18 protein-coding genes are annotated in these 24,607 nt (G+C 41.7%); 10 read left to right on the top strand and 8 right to left on the bottom strand.

Translation table 11 applies throughout. From position 1 onward, the window contains the following. Positions 1 to 241 precede the first annotated feature (241 nt). The 3 genes from C2M25_RS01525 to C2M25_RS01515 form a co-directional block, all read right to left on the bottom strand. Positions 242 to 2,275: a hypothetical protein gene (locus C2M25_RS01525; protein WP_105180198.1), complete on the bottom strand. Its 2,034-nt coding sequence runs from the start codon at positions 2,273 to 2,275 to the stop codon at positions 242 to 244. Next, positions 2,268 to 3,491, bottom strand: coding sequence for a hypothetical protein (locus C2M25_RS01520; protein ID WP_105180197.1), 1,224 nt, complete (start codon positions 3,489 to 3,491; stop codon positions 2,268 to 2,270). The genes C2M25_RS01525 and C2M25_RS01520 overlap by 8 nt, the downstream gene beginning before the upstream one ends. A 187-nt stretch (positions 3,492 to 3,678) precedes the next feature. Further along, entirely contained in the window at positions 3,679 to 3,885 is a 207-nt protein-coding gene (locus C2M25_RS01515; RefSeq protein ID WP_054552594.1) for a hypothetical protein, read from the bottom strand. Positions 3,886 to 4,038: 153 nt separating this feature from the next. Between C2M25_RS01515 and C2M25_RS01510 the strand changes: the two genes are divergently transcribed. The 3 genes from C2M25_RS01510 to C2M25_RS01500 all read left to right on the top strand — a co-directional run bounded on the left by C2M25_RS01510 (position 4,039) and on the right by C2M25_RS01500 (position 6,595). Next, on the top strand, positions 4,039 to 4,467 hold the full coding sequence (locus C2M25_RS01510; protein WP_054552595.1) for an acyl-CoA thioesterase: 429 nt from the start codon (positions 4,039 to 4,041) through the stop codon (positions 4,465 to 4,467). A gap of 12 nt (positions 4,468 to 4,479) precedes the next feature. Beyond that, entirely contained in the window at positions 4,480 to 5,532 is a 1,053-nt protein-coding gene (locus tag C2M25_RS01505) for an aldo/keto reductase (protein ID WP_105174553.1), read from the top strand. A gap of 136 nt (positions 5,533 to 5,668) precedes the next feature. After that, the gene (locus C2M25_RS01500; protein WP_082874007.1) at positions 5,669 to 6,595 is read left to right on the top strand and encodes a hypothetical protein; all 927 of its coding nucleotides are present in this window, start codon (positions 5,669 to 5,671) and stop codon (positions 6,593 to 6,595) included. On the opposite strand, the gene C2M25_RS01495 is transcribed toward C2M25_RS01500, so the two are convergent. Continuing rightward, positions 6,546 to 7,157 (bottom strand): fumarylacetoacetate hydrolase family protein, encoded by a 612-nt coding sequence (locus tag C2M25_RS01495; protein WP_105174552.1) that lies wholly within the window; start codon positions 7,155 to 7,157, stop codon positions 6,546 to 6,548. The two genes, C2M25_RS01500 and C2M25_RS01495, sit on opposite strands and share 50 nt — an antisense overlap. Positions 7,158 to 7,459: 302 nt before the next feature. On the opposite strand from C2M25_RS01495, the gene C2M25_RS01490 reads away from it, so the two are divergent. From C2M25_RS01490 to C2M25_RS01475, 4 genes are all read left to right on the top strand, one after another. Next, positions 7,460 to 10,408 (top strand): TonB-dependent receptor, encoded by a 2,949-nt coding sequence (locus C2M25_RS01490; RefSeq protein WP_233999184.1) that lies wholly within the window; start codon positions 7,460 to 7,462, stop codon positions 10,406 to 10,408. 90 nt (positions 10,409 to 10,498) lie between these two features. Next, on the top strand, positions 10,499 to 12,040 hold the full coding sequence (locus C2M25_RS01485) for a tryptophan halogenase family protein (protein WP_105180242.1): 1,542 nt from the start codon (positions 10,499 to 10,501) through the stop codon (positions 12,038 to 12,040). 20 nt (positions 12,041 to 12,060) lie between these two features. Next, positions 12,061 to 12,786: a SapC family protein gene (locus tag C2M25_RS01480; protein ID WP_105180196.1), complete on the top strand. Its 726-nt coding sequence runs from the start codon at positions 12,061 to 12,063 to the stop codon at positions 12,784 to 12,786. Continuing rightward, positions 12,786 to 13,796, top strand: a complete 1,011-nt coding sequence (locus C2M25_RS01475; RefSeq protein WP_158679651.1) for a cupin-like domain-containing protein — start codon at positions 12,786 to 12,788, stop codon at positions 13,794 to 13,796. The genes C2M25_RS01480 and C2M25_RS01475 overlap by 1 nt, the downstream gene beginning before the upstream one ends. 94 nt (positions 13,797 to 13,890) lie before the next feature. Here C2M25_RS01475 and C2M25_RS01470 read toward each other — a convergent pair whose 3' ends face one another. From C2M25_RS01470 to C2M25_RS01460, 3 genes are read right to left on the bottom strand one after another with little or no spacing between them, the layout of a single operon-like run. Next, positions 13,891 to 14,928, bottom strand: a complete 1,038-nt coding sequence (locus C2M25_RS01470) for a glycoside hydrolase family 16 protein (RefSeq protein WP_105174550.1) — start codon at positions 14,926 to 14,928, stop codon at positions 13,891 to 13,893. Continuing rightward, positions 14,919 to 17,435, bottom strand: coding sequence for a glycoside hydrolase family 3 protein (locus C2M25_RS01465; RefSeq protein ID WP_105180194.1), 2,517 nt, complete (start codon positions 17,433 to 17,435; stop codon positions 14,919 to 14,921). The genes C2M25_RS01470 and C2M25_RS01465 overlap by 10 nt, the downstream gene beginning before the upstream one ends. An 8-nt stretch (positions 17,436 to 17,443) precedes the next feature. Then, a complete protein-coding gene (locus C2M25_RS01460) occupies positions 17,444 to 18,703 on the bottom strand; it encodes a sugar MFS transporter (RefSeq protein ID WP_105180193.1) in 1,260 nt (419 codons plus the stop codon). A 232-nt stretch (positions 18,704 to 18,935) separates the two neighbouring features. Between C2M25_RS01460 and C2M25_RS01455 the strand changes: the two genes are divergently transcribed. The 3 genes from C2M25_RS01455 to C2M25_RS01445 are packed head-to-tail and all read left to right on the top strand — an operon-like array spanning position 18,936 to position 22,640. Then, entirely contained in the window at positions 18,936 to 20,264 is a 1,329-nt protein-coding gene (locus C2M25_RS01455) for a GH1 family beta-glucosidase (RefSeq protein ID WP_105180192.1), read from the top strand. A 24-nt stretch (positions 20,265 to 20,288) separates the two neighbouring features. Further along, entirely contained in the window at positions 20,289 to 21,620 is a 1,332-nt protein-coding gene (locus C2M25_RS01450) for a glycoside-pentoside-hexuronide (GPH):cation symporter (protein WP_063702188.1), read from the top strand. A gap of 21 nt (positions 21,621 to 21,641) precedes the next feature. After that, entirely contained in the window at positions 21,642 to 22,640 is a 999-nt protein-coding gene (locus tag C2M25_RS01445) for a LacI family DNA-binding transcriptional regulator (RefSeq protein WP_063702186.1), read from the top strand. On the opposite strand, the gene C2M25_RS01440 is transcribed toward C2M25_RS01445, so the two are convergent. Beyond that, positions 22,627 to 24,594, bottom strand: a complete 1,968-nt coding sequence (locus C2M25_RS01440; protein ID WP_105180191.1) for a response regulator — start codon at positions 24,592 to 24,594, stop codon at positions 22,627 to 22,629. The genes C2M25_RS01445 and C2M25_RS01440 overlap by 14 nt on opposite strands. Positions 24,595 to 24,607 lie beyond the last annotated feature (13 nt).

The following is a 24,607-nucleotide window of genomic DNA, read 5'->3' as shown; positions in this document are numbered from 1 at the left end:
CCCCCCTATATTGAGTGAAACACACTGATTGAAACATTATTTAACTTCATTTTTTTAAACATATTGTTTCCCTCTAGTACTGAATGCTTTGTTAAAATACTTAAAACATAGCTGATCCACTCCACAGTAGGTACTACTGTCTTATACAAGTAGCTTGGGTTTGTACTCAGTAACTTTTTATAATTCGCTTCAAATTCATATAGATAATTTTTCATTTTAAAAACAGTTAAAGGGCTATCAATTACATAAATTGATCAAACCTTTCAGAGTCTTGTTTTTTGTAAGGGGATAAAACACCAACTTCATTAATTCTTCCTTTTTGCTGATTTGTTACTACCTTTAATCTCATAATCATTTCATGACTTTTTCGAGATATGTGTTCAGTAACATCATAAAACTCATCATTGAACCTAGATACTTCATTTTCATCAAATTCTTCAGCTAAATTAAAAACATTATTTATTAAATCAATCATCACATTACGTGTAATTCGACCAGAAGCATTTATCCATTCTTCGTTCTCAGCATTTAAATAATGCATTTTTTCGGTTCTGTTGGTGTGAGAATTTCTATTAGTCAAATAATATAATGTATATGGATCACTAAAAGCATGAACAGCTGAGTTTTTTATCGCTTTAAGCCCAAAAAGAACACTATGGCATAACGAACCAGACTCCCTAGCTAACACTTCTCGTTCTGATAGTGGCTTTTTAGTTATAGCTAGATGGTTGCTATTTGAGTGAACACCATTTTTAATTAACTTTATTAATACTTCAGAAATAACAGGAGGGATGTTTCCACTATGTAAATGTGTTTTCTGTATTACATCTTTAATGAAATCAAGATTTAAAAGCTCGAACAAAACACCGGATAAAGAGTAAAAGCCGTCAAATATTCCAGGTATGCTTGAGCTAAGCTTAACAAGAATCCCATCACCGCATTGATTTATAAAGCTATATAAAGCCTTCCCTGTTACCAATTTTGTAGATATAGAATGTGTTGTATGTATAGAATTTGCTCTTCCTTTAAAGTACTCACACTCAATGTGGGTTACTCGGCCTCCAATTTTAAGGTAACGGAAAGAATTTTTACTTAACTTCCCAATATCTGATGGTTGGACCGCAAAGCTTGCCATCAACCATGAAAAAAATAAATTTTCAATTTCTGATATTGGTAAGTTCTGGGTATCAGAACAAAGTTGTTTTAATTCATTAAGTCCGAATAATGGACTACTTGCTCCAGCCATAGAGAAACTCTCAGAAAGAAAGGAGTTACTTAACTGACCTTTAGTAGGCCCTTTAGTTGAAATAAAAAGTCGATTTAATTCTATTTCACTGTCTAAAGCAGGTAGGATTCTTACAAAACTCTTTTTATTACTTGTATTAGCTAATAAAACAAGTATTAAGGCATTTCGGAGTTTAGGTTCTTTTTCTTTCAGACGGTGATATTTATACAGTAAGCAAAATATTGACCGCCCTGTAAAAGATTTTTTATAGTATTTAACATTCTTATTTGGGCCTAGCATTTTGAAATCGTACAAAGAGAAATCAGATAGTTCTAAAAACCTTTTTAGAGCTAGCTTACACTCATAAAGCTCTATTATTATTGACGACGCTGTAGCTCTTAGTGAACGAATGGTTATTTTTGGCGATGCAAGAACCTGGTATAATTGATTACCAATTCCAATATCATCATTTCTTAGCCAGTCTAACTCACCAAAATAACCAGCTAACGAAATTTGCTTCTTATTGAAATTCGGACTTACTTTAGTTTTATAAATTTCGAAAAGATATTGTAATTGCTCTGGCTCAACAGATGAGCTCAATTCACTTGATCTTTCTAAAGCATAAAATAAAACTGTTCTTAGCTTTCGAAGTGCGCTTTCGCCTCCATGATTATTCAAGGTATCAAAACGATAAGACTCGTATTCCTTTAGAACAGTATAAGGATTTTTTATTTTTGTGTTGTTTAACCACTCTACAAAAAGGTGAGCTGAACCTGTAAAGCGATACTTTGCTGAAAGTGGGGCAAATTCATCTAAAAATGAATAATTATATGAAGCGATAATCGCTTTAAAAATTAATCGCTTATATGCCTCACCTTTAATATCAAAAGAAATAACTCTCTCTGGAGAAGCTTTTAACGCAGGTACAACAATCGAAGTAGCTGAGAGTGGATATCTGAAGCTTGCAGGTTCATTTGAGTTAAATTCTCTTCTTACTATTGATTCATAATAGCTAGAATTATGACTCGGTACTTTTTTCATGTCATCCAAAGCTACACTCCTTTAAAAGCAGCTCTTTTAGACCACAGCTATGAATATATGATTTTGTTACTGAATTAGAAAATTGGCCATCAACTTTATGCCCCAGCCTGTTCGCAGTGGTTAAATAAATAGCCGATGTTGTAGTAATTGATTCATAATGTTTATTAGCTCCCTCACACAAGTTATAAAATATATCAGTTCCAAAGGAGTGCCGAAGATGATGATAAACATTCGTGAACTCAATATTTTGATATGATCTATAAATGTCTGGATTATTTTGTATTTCCTTAATGACTTTATTGCGAGTCTTAGCAAAAGTATCGGTACCAAACTTTGTTGAAATACATCTTCCACGAGTCAGGTTAGTAGAATTTGAAACGAATAAATGATTTGAGTCTGTAAGAGGTCGTTCTAAACGAAAATACTGTTCCATTTTTTCTAATAAGTATCTAGGTATATACAGGAATCTAGAGCGGCTATATTTTGTATAGAGTGATGAGAGGTAATATTTGAACTCTTCTTTGTGCGGTTGCTTTTTCAGCTCCTTGAAAAGAGATAGCAATCCCTTGTGTTTCTGAGTGCTTTCATTAAAGTCTTTAAGTAGAAACCCTTGATTCTCTTTAGAACGACACCCTAATTCACCTCCATTTCTCAAAATGATTTCTTCAAGTAAAGAGCTTGTACTTTGATAAATCAGCTCCCTTGTTTGAGGTAACAAATACTTCACACTTAAACTAGGTTTAGAGTTACTTCTCGCGATAGGGATATGGGAAGATTTGATGCCAATATTTTTATATTTATTGTCCAAAAAATACTGTAGCCAATTGTAATAAGCTTTTAAAGAGTTTACGGCCTGGTTTGCAACAGCTTCGCTACTTCGACATACTGTTATAAGATACTCATTAATATAGTCATTTATGAATTCTTGGGGTAAAGCTGTATGTATACTAAGAGTAATATTTCCTTCACCCTCGAACTTATCAACCCACTCTAAAAACCGCCCAAGATGATTACAAATTTTATAACTTGCATCTGCACCAATAAACACTTCTTCAAACACATTTTCGATTAGATCTGAGTTCCTATTTTTCCTCTTTATCAACTCTATTTTTTTACCTGCAACTTCTGTATAGCGAGCAAATAGGCAAGGAAGGAGTATAGGAACCCTGTCACTATCTAGATAAATGTAGTGTTTATTTATTTTTTTATCACTGTATCTGTGCATCAATTAACTTACTTAGATAACTCTTTATCTAAAGTTAGCAGAAACATGTTTACTTACAAATAACCCCCACAGATAACACCCTCGAGTTTAAAAGCAGTCCATATCGATGTGAATGAATTTTTTCATCAGGAACACAACAACTGTTTATATATACAGTTATTATATTTAAACTTCCTGAGAGTGCAAGCTAAGAGGTTTGGCTTGTTTGTTGGTTTGGTTTTTTGCGACTGATAAGCCGTGCGCCAAATAACCAAAACGCGGCTTCGAATAACAAGCCCACGACAATTAAAGCGATAAATCCTGACATTGTGCCCATGCTATAACAGAGCAAAGCTAGAGCGAGTAAGATGAAAAGTGCAATCCACTTTATCACCCTCAAGGTTAGTTGCTGCATAATTAAGGTCCTTTAATGTGTGTTCATTTTGCTCACACTTTACGTAAGCGTGAACTTATAAATCTAGCACAATCTACTGAGTTTTCTAATTTCCTTGAGCTAAAAGCAGCATATTGCTAACCTAAGTTTTCTCACAATCAACGAAGATTTACTATGCAATCGTTTATAGAACAACACCCTATCAGAACAAAAATTAATGTTGCATGGGGTGAAATGGATGCCCTGCAGCACGTCAATAATGTGGTGTATTTTCGCTACTTTGAAACAGCCCGTATCGATTTTTTTACTCAACTAGGTTTTCTTAAAGATTTACAAGTAACAGGTGTGGGTCCGGTGATCAGCGAAAACAATGCTCGCTATAAACGCCCGGTGACATTTCCTGATACGGTGCATGTTGGTGTAAAGATTAGTGACATTGAACACGATCGTTTTATGATGCATTACACTGTATTTAGTGAAAGCCAAGACGCAGTAACAACCATTGGCTCATCACAAGTGGTTATGTTTAATTTTAAAACGGGTAAAAAAGCGCAGTTAAATGATGAGTTATTAACTGCACTTAAAGCCCATTCTAGCGATTAACAAGGATCTATTATGCTTTATAGCCCACTTGGTCGAAGTGGTATTGATGTATCTCGTGTTTGCTTAGGTAGCATGACATGGGGTATGCAAAACAACCAAGCCGATGCCGATGAACAAATCGCCTATGCATTAGATAAAGGCGTTAACTTTATTGATACTGCCGAAATGTATGCCGTACCACCTTCTCCAGACACCTACGGTAAGACAGAAGAGATCATCGGTAATTGGTTAGCGCGTAATAAAGACAAACGCGATGATCTTGTCATTGCCACTAAAATTGCGGGTAACGGCTTACCTTGGGTACGCGATGCAGGCGATATTACTCGCCAAGCAGTGGTTGAAGCCGTTGATGCATCTCTTAAACGCTTGCAAACTGAGGTTATCGATTTATACCAATTACATTGGCCTAACCGTACATCACCGCACTTTGGTAAACAGTGGCCAGGTAAAGTGTGCTTCTCAGAGGCTGACACTGATCAAAATATCGCGGGTATGTTAGATATTCTTGAAGGGCTGAATGACTGTATCAAGGCTGGTAAAATTAAGCACTGTGGTTTATCAGACGATACACCTTGGGGCATCAGCCAGTACTTACGCTTAAGTGAGCAGCATAACCTTCCGCGCATGGTATCGATTCAAAACGAATTTAGTTTATTGCACGCCAAAGATTGGCCGTATTTGATTGAACAATGTATTCATGAAGATATTGCTTACCTACCTTGGTCACCCCTAGGTGGCGGCATGCTAAGTGGTAAGTACTTAAATGGTGCTCGCCCTGAAGGTAGTCGTTGGACGCTAGTGCAACGTAATGGCCTATTTAGAGACACAGCACAATCACGCGCTGCGATTGCTGAATATGTTGAAATTGCTAACGCCTTTAATTTAACACCTTCACAACTTGCATTGGCTTGGTGTGATCAAGTGGATGGCGTAAGCTCAACGATTATAGGTGCAACATCAATGGCGCAGTTAAAAGAAAATATCGATGCTTTCTCGGTGCAATTAAGCGATGAAGCTAACGATAAAATCGCTGACGTATTTACCCTCTATCCTATGCCTTTCTAAGCAATTATGTGCATTATTATAAGCCTGTGATCTGACAGGCTTATTAATACTTATTCATCATTTTTCTGTTTCACCTACAGGTTTATCCATACTTTAGTGTATAGTTACTCATAGCATTTAACTTTGTAGGGTGTTAATGAGTAGAGTCGTAAAACAAGTATTATGCGTGGTTGCAGGGTCGTTGTTTGCCACCATTACTCATGCCTCTGAGCAGCTCTCAATTACCTGGCTTGAAAATGATGGTAAGCCCTTCTTTATCGAGAAAAGTAACGCTTATCCCCATGGTGGGCTATGCAATGAAATTACCGATATGTTGATTGAAGCCTTACCCAACATTAACCACAACAAAGTGATGTTGCCGCAAAAACGTGGCAGTAAATATCTCGATGACGGACAAATGGCGTGCTATGCCTGCATGATCCATCGTGATAAAAAAACCAACCGCGCTACTTACTCAATCCCAACCACAGTGTACCCACCCTTTAGCGTATTAAGTACCGAAGAGAAAGCACTGAAAATTAAGCAAAAACACGGTAACCCAGTATCACTTATCTCTTTGCTCACTGATGCCAATTTTATTTATGGTCAAAATGATGCGCGTAAATTTGGCAATAAGCTTGATGCTATAGCGAAAAATACCAAGCTTTACGAAAGTGCAGCATTAAGTGGTAATGGCAGTAGTCCAAATTTTGCTTTGCTCTCGCAGTTAGAGCATGGCTACATTGATTACACCATTGATTACCCCTACGTTGCTGATTATTACAATCAACAAAACCAACAGAATATTCAAAAGCTCACCATTGTTAATCCGGCTCAGAATGTGGTTTTTGGTGCCATTGGTTGCTCAACGAACGCGCCTAATAATTATGCCGAAAAAGTGCTTGCAGAAATTAATGAGGCGCTGAAGAACAAGGTACTGCCAAGTGAGAGATACCAGCAAAGCCAACGAACTTGGCTCGAACAAAGCTTTCCTGAGTTTTCAACTTATTACCAGCGCTACATTTTAGACCCGCTTAAAGAGCCTGCCACTGATGAGATAGCAACGCCTGTTGATCATCCATAAGGGTTACAACAAAGCTTGAATTAGCGACAACCTTCCCTACTCCTTCAGGCGTGCCAGTCATAATGATATCGCCATCTTCTAGGTCCATAAATTCACTGATTTCAGCTAAGATTTGCTCAGCGTTATGCAGCATTAACTTTGTATCGCCAAATTGGGTCTCTTTACCATCAATCTTCAAACTAAATTGATAATGGTAACTGTCATTAACCGTGACAAATTCAGTAAAAAGTGCAGAACCATTAAATGCTTTTGCGCGCTCCCAAGGCAGGCCTTTTTCTTTAAGTGTGCTTTGTAGGCCTCGTTTGGTTAAATCAAGCCCTAGCCCAACCGCAGCAAGTTGTTTGTTTTTAACTAAAAAGCAGAGCTCAGTTTCGAAGTGGAGTGCCTCAGCTAAATGCTCACTTTTAAGAGACTCTGTGATTGCGCTATTTGGTTTTGCAAACAGCACCATATTTGTTGGTGTTTCATTGTTAAGCTCCGCAATATGCGCAGCATAATTACGACCAACGCAAATGATTTTGCTTGGGGTGAATACACCTTCATTCCATTTCACTGTTTGCACGAAAACACCTCTTGTTTTAACAAATGTAAAAGACTCTAATTTTCTAATTTTAGCTGAAAGGCGTTGCCTTTGTACCTAAAAAATATAAACTTTTTGATAAAATATTTCCCATAATAACATAAACATAGATATTACCTCTGATCTTAAACCGTTATTTGTGTTGACGATTGTTTTACTTTCTAATAACTTAATGTAAGCGGTTACATTTATAAAATCGGGTTCGGCGATTTTTTTTGAAAGAAAATGTAAGCGCTTACAAAAATAGACAACAACATAAAATAAAACCAAATCTGGAGATTTGCATGAACCACACACTTTTCAAGAAAAAGCAGCTTGCTATTAGCCTGTCTATGGCAATGGGTCTAAGCGCGCTAGTTCCTCACTCAGCTGTCGCCGAAGAACAGCCCGACAAAGCAAGTGATATTGAAGTAATACAAGTATCAGGTATTCGCGGAAGCCTAGTAAAATCAATGGATATCAAACGTCAATCTGCGGGTGTTGTTGATGCAATTACCTCTGAAGACATTGGTAAATTCCCTGATACCAACCTAGCTGAATCTTTACAACGTATTACCGGTGTGTCTATTGACCGTAGTAATGGTGAAGGTAGCAAAATTACGGTTCGTGGTTTTGGTCCTGAATTTAACTTAGTAACCCTTAACAATCGCCAAATGCCAACAACTGGCGGTCGTTCATTTGATTTTGGCGACATCGCAACAGAAAGTGTGAGCGGTGTTGAAGTATATAAAACAGCGCGTTCTGATATCCCTAGCGGGGGTATTGGTGCAACAGTTAATATCACCACAGCTAAACCTCTTTCTAACCCTGGTTTACACGCTTCGATTGGTGCAAAAGCAGTTCACGACACATCAAACGAAACAGGTGATGATGTAACGCCTGAGTTATCAGGTATCTACAGCAACACATTCAACGATGACAAATTCGGTATTTTAATCTCAGGCTCAGTTCAAGAGCGTGACAACCGCGAGCAATCAATGGCGGTTGATAACTGGATCCCAAATGTTGATATTTCATCGTCTCCTGATTTAGCACTGACAGATAACAACCAACGCGCTGATGGCGCAACCTGGTATCCGCAAAATGCTGGTTATGCGTTTTCAGACAATTCACGTAAACGTACCAATGGTCAACTTGTGCTGCAATACGCACCGAATGACCGCATTACTGCAACCGTTGATTACACTTACTCAAAACTTGAGTTTGAAAAAGATGGCCGTAGCTTTGGTGTGTGGTTCAACAATGGTGGTAATGTTAGCGCAGCAACGATTAATGAAAACGGTACTTACACGCAAGTAACTGAAATTGGTGGTGACTACTCAACAAACTTAAACCGCGGTGCAACAACTAACGAAAATAAATCACTTGGTTTAAACATTGATTGGCAAGTAACAGACAATTTAAACATCGAGTTTGATGCGCACAACTCATCGGCTGAAAGTGCCGGTGTGGGTATCGGCCATGATGCGTTTATGATTATTGGTAACACGTCATGTTCATGGTGTGAAAACCCAACAGTGAATATCGACGAAAAAATGGCTGACTTCAGCAAAGGCGAAATTCCGCTTATCGATATGACATTAACCAATGGCCAAGCAGAAATTTTACCGAGCGACATGGGGACCCTTTTCGCCGGTGTAAACAAAGACACTAACACCAACGACCTTGACCAATACCAGTTAAAAGGTACGTGGTATAACGAAAACAGCGGTGCCCTATCGAGCATTAACTTTGGTGTATCACATACTAAAATTGATTTCCGTACGACGACAGCCTACTCAGGTCAGCTTGCTGCTGGTTGGTGGTTAATGTCAGCTGATTGGTACGATGACAGCATGTTCACTCGTGTAGACAGCTCAGGTTTACTTGATGGCTTCTCTGGTGGTGGTAGCGATAAACTATTAAATTACTACTACGATGCTGATTTCGATGACATTGTCGCGATTGCCGAAAGCATTGACTGTGATCACCCTGATGGCGGCGTTGGCGCATGTAGCTGGCCTGCTGATGTAAACGGCATGGTACAAGCGGGTCCAATCGATGACGATCACCGTGTAAGCGAAGAAACAACGGCTGTATACGCACAAGCTAACTTCGAAACAGAATTTAACGGTATGCCAGTGAACATCACTGCGGGTTTACGTTACGAATCAACAGATGTTACAGCAAACAGCTTAGAGCGCCCTGCTGTTGCGATGGAATGGGTTAACGGTAACGAATGGTCTTACATTTACGCTGATGAGCGTTCATTCTCAAACGGTGAAGGTAGCAGCAAAGAGTTTTTACCTAGCATCGATATGAACATCGAAGTAGTTGAAGACGTTATTGCACGCTTCTCTTACAGCCGTAGCCTTGCTCGTCCTCCTGTTGGCGCGCTTCGCTCAACAACGTCATTCTTAGGTAACCCGAAAGTGGGTCAACGTAAAGTGGCTGTGGGTAACCCGAACTTAAAACCTTATACTTCAGATAATATCGATCTATCACTTGAATACTACTACGGTGAAGGCAGCTATGTGTCTGCGGGTTACTATCGTAAGCAAGTTGATAACTTCCTTGTAAATATCACAACCGAAGAAACGATTGATGGTATTACAGACCCATTCATTGGTGATCGTGCAGAGCAAGCGCGTGAAGATTTAGCAGCAGCAGGTGAGCAACCATCTGACCAAGCAATCCACGATAAGATCAACGAAAACCAAGGCACTGAAGAAGGCACACCTATCGTTGGTAACGATACAGATCCACTGGCAAGCTTCTTCGTATCGCGTGATAACAACGTTGAAACAGCAAACCTATGGGGCTGGGAACTAGCAGCGCAACATATGTTTGGTGATTCTGGCTTTGGTATTGCCGCTAACGCGACTTTCGTATTTGGTGATGTTGAAGCAGACCGAGATGCTATTGGCTATCAATTTGCCCTACCGGGTTTAAGTGATTCAGCTAACTTCTCTGCGATTTATGATTTAAACGGTTTATCTGCTCGTATTTCTTATAACTGGCGTGATGAGTTCTTAACAGGCTTTGACCAACATGCTTCACCAATCTTTACTGAGTCTTATGGCCAGTGGGATATTAACGTGAACTATTCAGTTAACGAGAACCTAACGGTGTTTGTTGAAGGTCTAAACCTGACAGATGAAACGCAACGTACTTACGTTCGTTACTCTGAGCAGCTGTTACGTGCAAACCAATATGGTGCGCGCTACAACATCGGCTTCCGCTACTCGTTCTAGCATTTTGTTGTCAAAAAAGCCGCTCAACAGCGGCTTTTTTTTTCGTATTTATGCTAGTTTGTCTACATAGCATTTGAGATGGCCTTAAACATGCAACAGAATGAAGTAAAAAAAGTCGTCATTTTAGGTGGTGGTTCTGCAGGTTGGTTGTCTGCGGGTTTAATTGCTGCCCAGCCCCATTTAACTCACAACGCACAGATCACCCTGATTGAGTCGCCCGATATTGCCACCATTGGTGTTGGTGAAGGCACTTGGCCAACCATGCGACAAACCTTAAAAACCATCGGCATTAGCGAAAGTGAATTTATTCAACGTTGTGATGCGTCTTTTAAACAAGGTTCACGCTTTGATGGCTGGTGTGACGATGAAGGCGACGCACATTATTACCACCCGTTCAGCTTACCGGTGGCGTATCAGCAATTAAATATTGCACCTTACTGGTTTGCCAACAAAGATGCCGTGAGTTTCAGCCACGCGGTGGCAAGCCAAACCTACTTATGCGATCACCATAAAGCACCGAAAAACCACTTGCATAGCGCCTATCAAGGTGAAGCAAACTATGGCTATCATTTAGATGCCGGTAAGTTTGCCATGCTGCTACAACAGCACTGCACGACCAATCTAAACGTTGAGCATATCGTCAGTCATGTTGAATGTATCAATAGTGATGAAGATGGCTATATTAGTTCATTGCAAACCCGCGATCATGGCACTATTGCGGGTGATTTATTTATTGATTGCTCTGGCACCCACGCAAAGCTGTTACATCAACATTACGGTATAGAGCTAATTGAGCAACACGATGTGTTATTTAACGATCGAGCCGTTGCCGTACAGGTGCCCTATTTAAACCCGCAGCAAGAGATCCTTTCTTATACCAAAGCCACTGCGCAAGATGCCGGTTGGATTTGGGATATCGGCTTACAAAGCCGCCGTGGTCTAGGTATGGTGTACTCAAGTCGTTTTGCCAGTAGCGAAGATGCGAAACAGGCGCTTAGCCAGTACATTGCAAAAACCCAGCCCGGCACCGCGCAAAATGAACTGACATTTCGTGAAATCAGTTTTACGCCCGGCTATAGACGCCGTTTTTGGTATAAAAACTGTTTAGCTATTGGTATGTCTGCAGGCTTTATTGAACCACTTGAAGCCTCAGCGTTAGTCATGGTGGAGCTTGGCCTGAATAACTTACTTGCTAATTTCCCAACACATCGTGCTGCAATGCCGACACTGGCAAAGCGGTTTGATGAGCAGTGCCATTATCGCTGGCAACGTATCATTGAATTTTTAAAGCTGCATTATGTGTTGTCAAAGCGCACTAGCCCCTATTGGCAAGCCCATAAAGAGGCAAACTCAATCCCTCTGCAACTTCAAGAAAACTTAGCACTTTGGCAATATCAAAGTCCGTGGTTAAACGACTTTGACCGCGCTCAAGAGGTCTTCTCTGCAGCCAGTTACCAGTATGTACTTTATGGAATGAAGCAATTGCCACAATTTCCTGTACTTGCAATGCCAACGGCTATTATTGAGCATTTTAGTGCTAACCAAAAACAAGCCAAACGCGGATTACAACAACTACCCACTAACCGCGAGCTGTTAAATCATATTCAGCAATTTGGTATACAACCTATTTAATCTCAGTATTAGGAGGCCCAATGGCCAATCATGTCTTACTTGATAACATCAGCCATAAAGACCTAAAAGTGATCACCACACGCGGTGCTAACTGGGGCGACAATATTAGCTGCGCTACCGTATTTCCAAGTGAGTTTGCTAAAGTTCAAGCAAATCAACCTATCGTATTTCGTAAGCACCCGCAAACAGGTCAATTCGAAGCCCTCGCTTTATTTGGTTTCGAAAATGGCGAAAACTTGCTGCTAAACGAGCAAGGCGAATTGCAACTGAGTTACTTACCGCTAAGTATGCAGCGCCAGCCATTTTTAATTGGTCAACAAACCCAGTATAACAATGGTATTCCTGAGCAATCTCTGGTGGTACATATTGATTTAGACAGCCCACGCATAAGCACACATGATGGCGAAGCCATTTTCCTTGAACATGGTGGAAATAGCGAATACTTAAATCATATTGCTCAAGTACTTAACGCGTTACATCAAGAACACCAAACAATTAATCAGTTTTTTGAGCGTTTGCTTAGTGTTAATTTACTCGAAGCTTTCAGTATTGAATATGCAGATAAAAATGGCGAAAAAGTCACAGTGAGCGGCTTTTATACTATTAACCAACAGATACTCAATGGCTTAACCGCTGAACAGCTTAAGCAGTTACAACAGCAAGGTGACCTACAGGCTATTTATATGGTGCTGGCATCAATGGAGCACATTCCTCATTTGCTTAATAAAAAATGGGCTCAGCAGTAATGTTTGCGGCTGCGCCAATAAAAGAATGCCAGGCTTCAAGCATTGCTGATCTAAAAACGTTTTTAGCTGAGCTAACTGAGCCACTGGTCATCAGAGATCTCTGCGCTAATTGGCCCCAAGTCATTGCCGCTAAACAAGGTTCTAAAAACGCCTTAGACTATCTTTTAGGGCTTGCTAATACCGCCCCAGTACGCAGTTTTAGCAGCCAAGCAATTCATCAGGGGCGCTATTTTTATAACGCTGATTTCTCGGGGCTTAATTTTTCACAGCACGCCGATAACCTACTTTCTGTGCTGCAAAAATTAGCACTAACACTCACACAAACCGGCAGTGATTCACTGTATATGGGCTCTACTGCTGTGGAGTATTGCGCTCCGGGCTTTAGTGTTGAAAACCCATTAACAGTGACCGATTATAACTGCTTAACCAGCCTCTGGGTGGGAAATCATAGCCAGATTGCGGCTCACTATGACAACGCCGATAACCTAGCTTGTGTTGCTGCGGGTGAGCGTACGTTTACACTATTGCCAACTGATCAGGTCAATAACCTTTACGTTGGTCCACTCGAATTTACACCCGCTGGGCAAGCGATTAGCTTGGTTGATTTTGATAACCCTGATTTCAGCCGCTTTCCACGCTTTAAAGAGGCTATAGCAAAGACGCAATCGGCAACTCTTGGCCCTGGCGATGCTATTTATATTCCAGCGCTTTGGTGGCATCAGGTTAGCGCAACCAGTCCGTTTAATGTGTTGGTGAACTATTGGTGGCGACAAGCCCCAGAGTATTTAGCAAACCCATTTGATGCCATGCTGCACAGTATGCTGGCAATTAAAGACTTGCCAAACGAGCATAAACAGAAATGGCAGCAACTATTTAATCATTATGTGTTTGCTGATGATGTGGATTTAGCAAGCCACGTTGCTGAGCCTGCGCAAGGGATATTAGTGGATATCGACGAACTAACAGCCAGAAGAATAAGACAGCTATTACTACAAAAGCTCAACCGATAGAATGAACCAAAAGCCAGCGGATGCAACGAGTTCGGCGAAGCATCTGCAGGCTCTTGGTTCATAATTCACTTATAGCAATCCGCTTAATTAAGTACTATTGCGGATTGGTCTTACCCTTTATTTGTACTGCTGATGGCTGCTTTGTTGCACAGCCGATACCTGTTTCACTATTTTTACTACATTGAAAAACACGTACATAATCCACCAGCATTTGCTTAGGATAACCGGCAAAATCAACGCCTTTATCATTCACATTTGCTGGCCAGTTTCCGCCTACTGCAAAGTTAAGCAGTAAATGAAAACGCTGATCAAACGGAGCAAAGCCGGTATTTTCTATAAACGAGCCGTCTTGTTGTTGTGATGTTGAATACCACTGGTCGTGGCGAAATGTCGCATAGTGAACATCATCAACATACCAACGAATTTCATCTTGCTGCCATTCAAGGGCATACACATGAAAGTTATCAGCCGGGTTATTAGCTTCGCTGAAACGGTACGGCGAACCGCTGTAAACATTTTTGGGTGCAGGACCACCGTAATGCAAGGTGCCGTGTACGCGCGTTTCAAGGCTGCCAGCTGGCGCTGTTTTGTCATCAGTGAGAGTCTTTAAATTAACTGCTTCCATGATGTCTATTTCGCCTGATGATGCCCAGCGACCATAACGCCAATCAGTCGGTAACATCCAAATTGCTGGCCACGCGCCTTGCCCTGCTGGCAATTTAGCGCGAATTTCAAACCGGCCAAATCGCCAATCAGCTAAGTTTTTAGTGCGTAAACGAGCAGAAGTAAACGGCTGAGTCGCTTGTTTTTCTCGCTCAGCATCGCTACTCACTTCATCGCTATTATGCAATGGCCCAGTGTATTGCTCTTGGCGAGCAACAATATGCAATAGGCCATCTTTAACAAAACTGTTTTCGCTACGCGCGGTATAACATTGCAGCTCATCATTACCACCACCTCGACAATTTACTTCGTGTTGCCACTTAGTTAAGTCGAGATCATTTTGCGAAAATTCGTCTTGCCAAACTAACTGCCAGCCTTCTCCTAGGCTGGCTTTGACAGGCGCTGGGGTTTGCTGACAGGCACTCAGCGCGCCTGTTAGCAAAATAACAGCATACGATTTTACTGACATGAGACTGTTGCGTCCTCGGTGTGCGCGCTCGTTACTGATAGTTTAGCAATTGAGACTTGCCATGCACCTTCAGTGGCTAATTGCCAAGGCGAGAATACTTGGCCAAGCTGCACACCTTGCTCTGCAAAGCAGCTCAAATCTACGGTTAGCGTTTGCCAATCAATTGCTGCTTTAAGCTGTTTGCTAATATCAAATTGGCCGTCACAGTTTTCACCACATTGCATACCCAGCATTAGCGGCGCATCAGCAGCTTGGTCTACCTTAATCTGCATTTGCAGTTGACCCGCTTTTTCAACGTATGAACGTAAATCCGATGGGAACGCCGCCATTAAACGTACCGCAGCCGCTTCTTTACCATTAAAGCTGATTGCGCGCGCATCTTCTTGCACGTCTTTATCAAAGGTTTTTACGCTAATAGCGTTAAGTGCTGCACGGCTACTGGTCATGGCTTGTAGCTCAGAACCACTTTGTAGTTGCAGTGACCACGGTGCTTTTACGGCACGTTCAAATAATACTAAGTCTTCTAATTTAGCCGCGACTTGTGATTTTTCGCTAAGGTTATCCGCCAAGGTGTTTTTATCTTGGTAAGTTAAACCAAAGCCATAAGGTAATAGTGGCGCGTAATCTTTGTCACCACGGTTTTGGTTACCTACCGGGTTATTTGGCCATGAGAACGATAACTTACCTTTAAAGTCATGATTGATAGAACCATCTTGCTTTTTAAAGATAACATCGCTGATTGCATCACCTTCACTGCCTGGTAACCACGTTGCGACAAACGCATCACTAGCATTCAGCTCTGCATTCACCCACATTGGGCGGCCACTAATAAATAGCGACACCACAGGAAGACCGGCATCTTTTAGCTTTTTAAGCAGGGCTAAGTCAGTTTTATTACCGCGTTGGTATTCAAGGTTATCTAAATCACCATTACCTTCCGCATAAGGTTGCTCACCAAACACCACAATCGCGACATCTGGCTTAGATTCAAATTCGCCATTCACATTGTATTGAACCTGACCACCTGCTTGCTCAACTGTATTTTTGATGCCATCAAAAATTGAAGAACCACCCGGGAAGTCACTATTTTCGTTACCTGTACCCTGCCATGTGATTGTCCAGCCACCTGACTGCATACCGATGTTATCAGCGCCTTGACCGGCAACTAATACGTTTGAATTTGCTGATAGCGGTAGCAACTGTTGTTTATTTTTAAGTAGTACCAGTGATTCACGGACTGCTTGTTTTGCAACTGCGCGATGTTCTGCACTACCAATGATCTCTGTTTTACCTGAAAGCGGACGCTTAGCAGGGCTTGGCTTATCAAACAAACCTGCGCGCATTTTTACACGTAAGATACGCGTTACCGCATCATCGATGCGGCTTTGTGCAATTTCGCCACTTTTAACTTGCTTAATAAGGTTTTCGTAAAGTGGTTTCCATGCATCTGTCGGTACCATGTACACATCAAGACCGGCATTTGCTGCTTGCGCACAGTTGCCATTAGTACAACCCGGAATTTGACCGTGGCCGTTCCAGTCACCAACAACAAAACCATCAAAGCCCATTTTGCCTTTAAGTACATCGGTAAGTAGGTATTTGCTGCCGTGAATTTTTTCACCGTTCCAGCTGTTGAATGACGCCATTACGGTCTGAGCACCCGCACCTAACCCACCAACATAACCTTGCGCATGAATATCAAATAATTCTTGCTCAGATGCCGTGTTATTACCTTGGTCATCACCGCCTTCAGTACCGCCATCACCTAAAAAGTGTTTAACCGTACTTATCACGCGCTTATCAGATAAAAAGTCTTCATCAACCGCACCTTGCAACCCTTTAACAATGGCTGCCGAGTATGCTTTCACAATTTCAGGGTCTTCAGAATAGCCTTCATAAGTACGACCCCAACGGTCGTCACGAACAACTGCGACTGTTGGTGCGAACACCCAGTCGATGCCGGTTACCATCACTTCTTGCGCGGTAGCAGCTGCAATTTTTTCGATTAACTCTGGGTTGTTTGTTGCACCTAAACCAATGTTATGTGGAAATAATGTCGCACCAATAACATTATTGTGACCATGCACGGCATCAGTACCCCACATTGTCGGAATTGAGCTGCCATCAAGCGAGTCATCAATTGAGGCTTGATACATTTTCTCAGCAAGCTCAATCCAATCTGCGGCACTGGCATGTTTATCATTATTTGGGAATGCACCACCACCATTGAGGTAAGAACCAAAGCCATATTTACGCATATCTTCAACGGTAATATCGCGAATTTCTGGCTGGATCATTTGCGCAATCTTTTGCTCAAGGGTCATATTTGCCAGCATGTTTGCAATTTTTGCTTCCATTTCTGGGTTTGCAGCAATACCCGTTTCAATGTTTGGCCAAATTTCTTGCTCAGCGTTCACGTTGGTCACCTTATCTTGCCCAGTACAACCTAGCATGCTGACGCTTGCCATCATTAACGAACAGAGAGTGAATGTTTTTTTCAATTTCATTTTTGCACCTATGAAGTCTGAGTCGATACTTTTGAGCCAACCAGCGCAAAGTAAGTAATATATAAATAACAGGCGATAGGTAAGAATAACGCCATTTGTACGCCAACAGAATCGGCTAACACACCTTGTAGTAATGGGATAATTGCCCCACCTACAATCGCTAAACATAAAATGCCAGAGCCTTTTGAGGTGTATTTACCAAGGCCGTGTAAAGCAAGGCTGAAAATGGTTGGGAACATAATCGAGTTACATAAACCCACAAGTAAAATTGCCCACATAGCAAGGCTACCCTCACCTGTCATAGCAATCACAACCAGCAGTACTGCCAATAAGGCATGGCATGCTAACACCTTACCAGCATTAAATTTTTGCATTACAGCAGCGCCAATAAAGCGGCCAACCATAGCACCTGCAAAGTAGTAACTAATGTAATGAGCGGCTTCTTTTTCAGCGAGGCCCGCAATGTTATCTAGGGTCAAAAAGCCGACTAAAAAGCTACCTATTGCCACTTCTGCACCCACATACACAAAAATACCAACAGCACCTAAAATTAGATGGCGATAGCGCCAAACACTGCCTAAATCAACAAAGTCTTCTAAATATTGATGTGCCGCTTCGCTATCACTTTCTTTACCTAGCTTTGGCAGTTTTAAAAACGCAAAGATAACCGCAAGTACAAGTAAGGTTAACGACAACATTAAATAAGGCAGTTTCACTTGTTCTGCTGTTGCTTGGCTAATTTCAGATAGAATTAACCAGCCACCAAAAATTGGCGCAACTGTTGTTCCTAAAGAATTAAAAGCTTGCGTCATAGTCAAACGCGAAGACGCTGTTTTTTGTGGACCAAGCACACTTACATAAGGGTTAGCAGATACTTGTAAAATAGTGATACCCGAAGCAAGTACAAACAAAGCCAATAAAAATAACTCATACACATGGGCAACTGCAGCGGGGTAAAACAGCGCACAACCAATGGCTGCAACTACTAAGCCGACAACAATACCAAATTGGTAGCCAATACGACTGACCAACTTACCTGCGGGGATCGACATCACAAAATACGCACCAAAGAAGCAAAATTGAATGAGCATAGCCTGCGTATAGTTAAGTGAAAACATACCTTTTAAATAAGGGATTAAAATGTCATTCAGACAGGTGATGAATCCCCACATAAAAAATAATGTGGTCAATGATGCCAGCGCAAAGTGCTGCTTAGGCATATCTGCTTGGCTTGCAGCAGCCGACACAGGGGTTGAAACATGAGCCATAATTTTTCTTCTCTAGTTAATTATATTTATCAGTTTGTTACAGCAACGTTTGGTACTTAATCACTAACAACAAATAGCGAAATATGTTGCAACATTAAATGTAAGCGCTTACATTTATAACATATAAATCATATTTAGCAATTTATTTGCAGAAAAATTGTAAGCGCTTACAGTCGAGTCTAAGCTCTAATTAGCCAAGCCTTACACTTAACCCGAAGGACGAGTATCAACTGTGTATAAATCAATTTCACTGTTACCAGATTCATCTTTACTCAAGCCCGAGTTCACGTTCGGTGTGGCAACAGCCTCATTCCAGATTGAAGGGGCACGCGATAAGCGCCTCGATTGTATCTGGGATACATTTTGCGAAAAGCCTGGCGCTATTGCAGACCAAAGCCATGGCGATGTAGCTTGTGACCATGTTGCACGTTGGCAGCAAGATGTCGAGATGATTGCAGATTTGGCTGTCGATGCTTACCGCTTATCAATTTCGTGGCCGAGGGTCATGTTGCAAGATGGCTCGGTTAACGAGCAAGGTATGGCGTTTTATGCCCAGCTATTATCGGCGTTAAAAGCACGTAACATTAAGACCTATGTCACCTTATATCACTGGGATTTACCTCAATACCTTGAAGATAATGGCGGTTGGTTAAACCGCGATACGGCCTATAAATTCAAAGAATATACCGAACTTGTTACTCAACATTTAGGCCATTTGGTTGATTCATTCGCCACCTTGAACGAACCATTTTGTAGTGCTTACTTAGGTTATGAAGTGGGTGTACATGCACCTGGCATAAAATCACAACAAGCTGGCCGACAAGCAGCGCACCACTTACTACTCGCCCACGGCCTTGCTATGCAAGTATTAAGTAAAAACTGCCCAGACACAGAAGCGGGTATCGTATTAAACTTCAGCCCAACGTATCCTTTAACAGCCGATGATAAAAAAGCCGCAGAACTTGCCGATCAATATCATAATCAATGGTATATCAAAGCGGTTTTAGAGGGGGCTTACCCTTCTTTACTGGATGATTTAGCAGATGAAGTTAAACCAACTATTATTGCTGGCGATATGGCAATTATTAGTCAAGCCGTCGACTTTATTGGCGTTAACTATTATACCCGCATACACTACAAAAATACTGCTGATGGCTGGTTTGAAGAAGCAAGCCTTACGGATGTTCGTGTTACCGATATGGGCTGGGAAGTTTACCCACAAGGTTTAACAGAGCTTTTAGTATCACTTCATCAGCAATATGATTTACCAAAAATGTATATTACTGAAAATGGCGCAGCCATGGCCGACACGCTAGAAAATGGTGAAGTGAACGACATAGAACGCGTAGATTATTATCACACTCACCTAAATGCAGTATGTGATGCAATTCGTCAAGGTGTTGATATTCAAGGCTACTTTGCGTGGAGCTTAATGGACAACTTTGAATGGGCGTATGGCTACGAAAAGCGCTTTGGGTTAGTTTATATTGATTATCAAAGCCAACAACGCATTTTAAAAGAAAGCGCAAAACAATATCGCGCGCTGCTCAAACAGCGATAAAAATAACAACAATCGAGAACACACATGCTGACAAAAAGAGAAAAAATAGCCTACGGATTAGGCGACACAGCAAGTAATATCATCTTTCAAACGGTGATGTTATTTTTAACTTTTTTCTATACTGATATCTTTGGTATTTCACCCGCGATTGTTGGCACCTTGTTTTTGGTGGTGAGAGTCGTTGATGCAATTACCGACCCATTAATGGGAGCCTTAACCGATTCAACCCGCACTAAGTGGGGAAGCTATCGTCCCTACTTACTCTGGCTTGCTTTACCATTTGGGGTGATCAGCATGATCACCTTCACCACGCCAGACCTGCCTGAATCAGGCAAAGTCATTTACGCGTTTGTCACTTACACTTTGCTAATGCTGGTTTACACCGCGATCAATATTCCTTACTCAGCCTTAGGTGGGGTATTAAGTGGCGACCCGAAAGAGCGAGTATCCATTCAATCTTATCGCTTTGTGTTTGGTATGCTGGGCGGCTTAATTGTCAGTGCCTGTACTTTGCCTTTGGTAAACTGGCTTGGCAAAGGTGATAACGCTACGGGCTACCAACTCACTATGGCCCTGATGAGCGGCTTAGGTGTGATCTTATTTCTAATTTGTTTTCGCTTTACCAAAGAGCGCGTAGCTGCTCATAACAGCTCATCGTTGAGCTGGAAAACCCGCATGAATACGCTATGGCAAAATGGCCCATTTAAAGTATTGTGCTTTGCCGCATTTATGCTGTTAACCAGTATGGTACTACGCACCACCCTTGCCATTTACTATGTAAAATATGTGCTTGGTGAAGCTGAGCTGGTCACCTACTTTGTTACCATCGGCATGATAGGTAATATTTTGGGCTGCGCCTGTGCAAACCCACTCAGCAAACGTGTTGATAAGAAAACCGCCTATATTCGTTTGCAATATATTTCTGCGGCAATTAGTTGCGTGGCATTTTGGTTGCCGGGCGAACAGCTGATACTTGCCTTTGCGGTGTACTTTTTATGGTGTTTCTTCACGCAAATGGCAACCCCGTTACTGTGGGCAAAAATGGCCGACACCATAGATTACGGGCAGTGGAAAACCGGTGAAAGGCTAACAGGCCTAGTCTACGCAAGCGTGGTCTTTTTCATTAAGCTTGGTCTTGCCCTTGGCGGTGCCATTGCAGGTTGGTTACTGGCATTTTATGGCTATGAAGCCAATACCGAACTCAGTGAACACACGCTTTCGGGTATCTTAATTTCATTTACCCTTTATCCAGCAATAGGTAGTATGCTTGTCGCATTTATCATGAAAAGGTATATTCTTGATAATCAAACGGTTGAGCAGATCAGTGCCGATTTATCGTTAAAGCAGCATCCATAACTTTGTTTAAAAAGGAATAACATGGCCACCATTTACGAGGTGTCGAAACTTGCAGGTGTTTCTCTTGCAACCGTTTCACGAGTAATGAACAACAATGCAAATGTCAGTGATGCAACGCGTAAAAAAGTCACTGCCGCAATGGATGAGCTTGGCTATCGACCTAACTCTATTGCCCAGTCATTGGCATCAAATTGCTCGAACAGTGTTGGCCTACTGGTCTCTGAATTACAAGGTCCGTTTTACGGGCCTATGATGAGTGGCATTGAAAATACCTTTCGTAACCAAGGCAAACATCTGATTATTGCTGCAGGTCACAGTGATGAAGAACGCGAAAAACAAGGGATTGAATTTTTAATTAGCCGTAACTGCGATGGCCTTATTTTGCATGTTGAAGCAGTCAGCGACGACTACCTTATTAAGCTCAGTAAAGGTCGCACGCCGTTTGTTTTGATCAACCGCTATATCAGCGAACTCAGTGACCGCTGTATTTTGCTTAACAACATCAACGGTGGCTATTTAGCGGCGAAACATGTGTTAGAGCAAGGTCATAAAAATATTGCCTACATCAGCGGTCCACTATGGAAACAAGATGCCAAAGACCGCCTAGAAGGTCATAAGCAAGCACTGGCTGAGTTTAATCTTGAGTTTGATGAAAACCTCTTATTCCAAGGTGATTTCATGGAAGCGAGCGGTTATGAAGGGTTAAAGGCGCTGCATCAACAAACGCATCCATTCACGGCGCTTATCTGTGCCAATGATGAAATGGCAGTGGGTGCCATGGCAAGCGCGCGTGATTTAGGGCTAACTTTACCTAAGCAATTGTCGATTATGGGTTACGATAACGTGTTTTTCACCCGTCACGTTTACCCACAATTGAGCACTGTTAATTATCCAATAAATGAAATGGGCCGCATGGCAGCAGATTGGGTGTTAAGCCATGTTTATCAAAAACAAACACCACCGCTACAAACGCTATTTGAACCTGAACTTGTTATTAGGCATTCAATTAGCCGCCAATAAGCTCAGATAACAAACCAAGATTAATCGGCTTTAACAGCACTTGCTCAATCTCAAGTTGCTTGATTTTTTCTGGTTCTGGCTCGGCGCCACTAACAATGACTAACTTTAAGTCGGGGTGGCGCTGTTTTATCTGCTGGGCTAAATCAAGCCCTCCACCATCAGGCAAATGCATATCCAGTAATACTTTAGCAAAATTTTGATCGTCACTCAGCGTCGCAAGACATGCAGCACAACTTGGCGCTATAACAGTTTCAACACCTAAGCTTTCAAGCAATAACTGAGTGATTTGCGCCGCATCACTGTCGTCTTCGACCAGTAAATAACGTGTACTTTGTAATGTCATTTCAGGGCTGTCGTCTTGCTCAACCACAGGTGCAGTATTGCCTTCGCAAATATAATGATTGAGCACTTGGTAAAGCAGCCCAGAATCAACCGGCTTGGCAATCATATCGTTAAAGCCAAGCGCGCTTAACTCAGTTTTCACCCCTTTCATGGTGGCAGCTGTAAGCGCGATGATTGGTCCTTGATAACCCATTTTACGAAGCTCAATAGTGGCTTCTTTGCCGCCCATAACCGGCATATGCAAATCAATAAATACAATATCAAAAGGCTTACCCGCTTGCTCTGCATTAGCTACTTTTTCAATTGCTTGTTTACCGTGCTCGGCATAATCCACTTCTGCGCCAGTGCTGGTGATCATATGGCCAACGAGATTACGTAAATCTTTTAGGTCGTCGACCACCAACACTCGCCCAGTGGTTTTTAACGTTGCTAGTTTTTGCTGGCAATCGGGGTTTGAATCAAAGCGCAGCACTTGGCGTTCAATATCTCGAATATTGCCAGGGTAAATCGAAAGGGTAAATTCAGAGCCCACGCCTTGCGTTGATTCAAGTTCAATAGAACCTTGCATACGACTAAGTAACTCTGAACAAATAGCAAGCCCCAACCCTGCTCCACCGACATCTCGTGATTCTACATCAGCAATTTGTTCAAATGGTTTAAAGATCAGTGCTTGTTTTTCAGCTGGAATACCAAGGCCTGTGTCTTTAATACTAAAAAACAGCATTTCTCGTTCATTAACCCAAGCAGTCCAAGCACGCACGGTGATCTCGCCTTGGTTGGTAAACTTAATTGCATTATTAATAATGTTAATGAGGATTTGGCGTAACCGTGTAGCGTCTGTGTTTATAACTAAAGGCAAGGCTTGCTGTGACTCAAATTTAAGTGTTAAGCCTTTATCAAGCGCAGAAACGCGCATTAAGGTATAAACGTCAGCCATTAGGCTATCTAAGTTAACATCACTGCAATTGAGCTCCAGTTTATCGGCTGCAATCTTTGATAGGTCGAGCACATCATTAAGCAAACTCAGTAAATGTTTACCATTTCGGTAAATCACACCCAACTCATTTTGAGCATGCTGATTTTTATCACTTTGCATGAGTAACTCTGTGTAACCCAAGATAGAAGACAGAGGTGTGCGTAACTCATGACTCAAATGGGCCAAAAAGCGGTCTTTAGAGCGGTTTTCAGCTTCTGCTTTTAAACGCTCAACACGCTCATCTTCAACATCTCGGCGAGCTAAAGCGTAGCGTATAGCACGGGCAAAGCGGCTAGAGTTCATCTCGCTTTTAACCAGATAATCAACCGCACCGGCATCGAGCGCTGCAGAATCGAGAGCTTCATCTGATTGCCCGGTTAGCATGATAATCGGGCCGCGAAAGCCATTTGCCACAGCCCGTTTTAATACTTCGAGGCCATCTGATGCGCCTAAGCGATAATCTAACAAACAAATATCATGTTTGTTTTCGCTAAGCTCACTAATGGCCTCTTCAGGGCAACTTAACCACTCAACATCGAATGTATGGGAACCTAATTGGTCTAGGTAGTCGCAAGTAAGAATATAATCGTCTTCGTCGTCTTCTACTAAGAGTAATCGGGTTACCTTGTCTAACATTCTTATTCCTTAT

This window comes from Pseudoalteromonas sp. T1lg21, from assembly GCF_002964625.1.
Lineage (GTDB): Bacteria > Pseudomonadota > Gammaproteobacteria > Enterobacterales > Alteromonadaceae > Pseudoalteromonas > Pseudoalteromonas gelatinilytica.
This window is presented reverse-complemented; position numbering and strand designations above follow the sequence as displayed.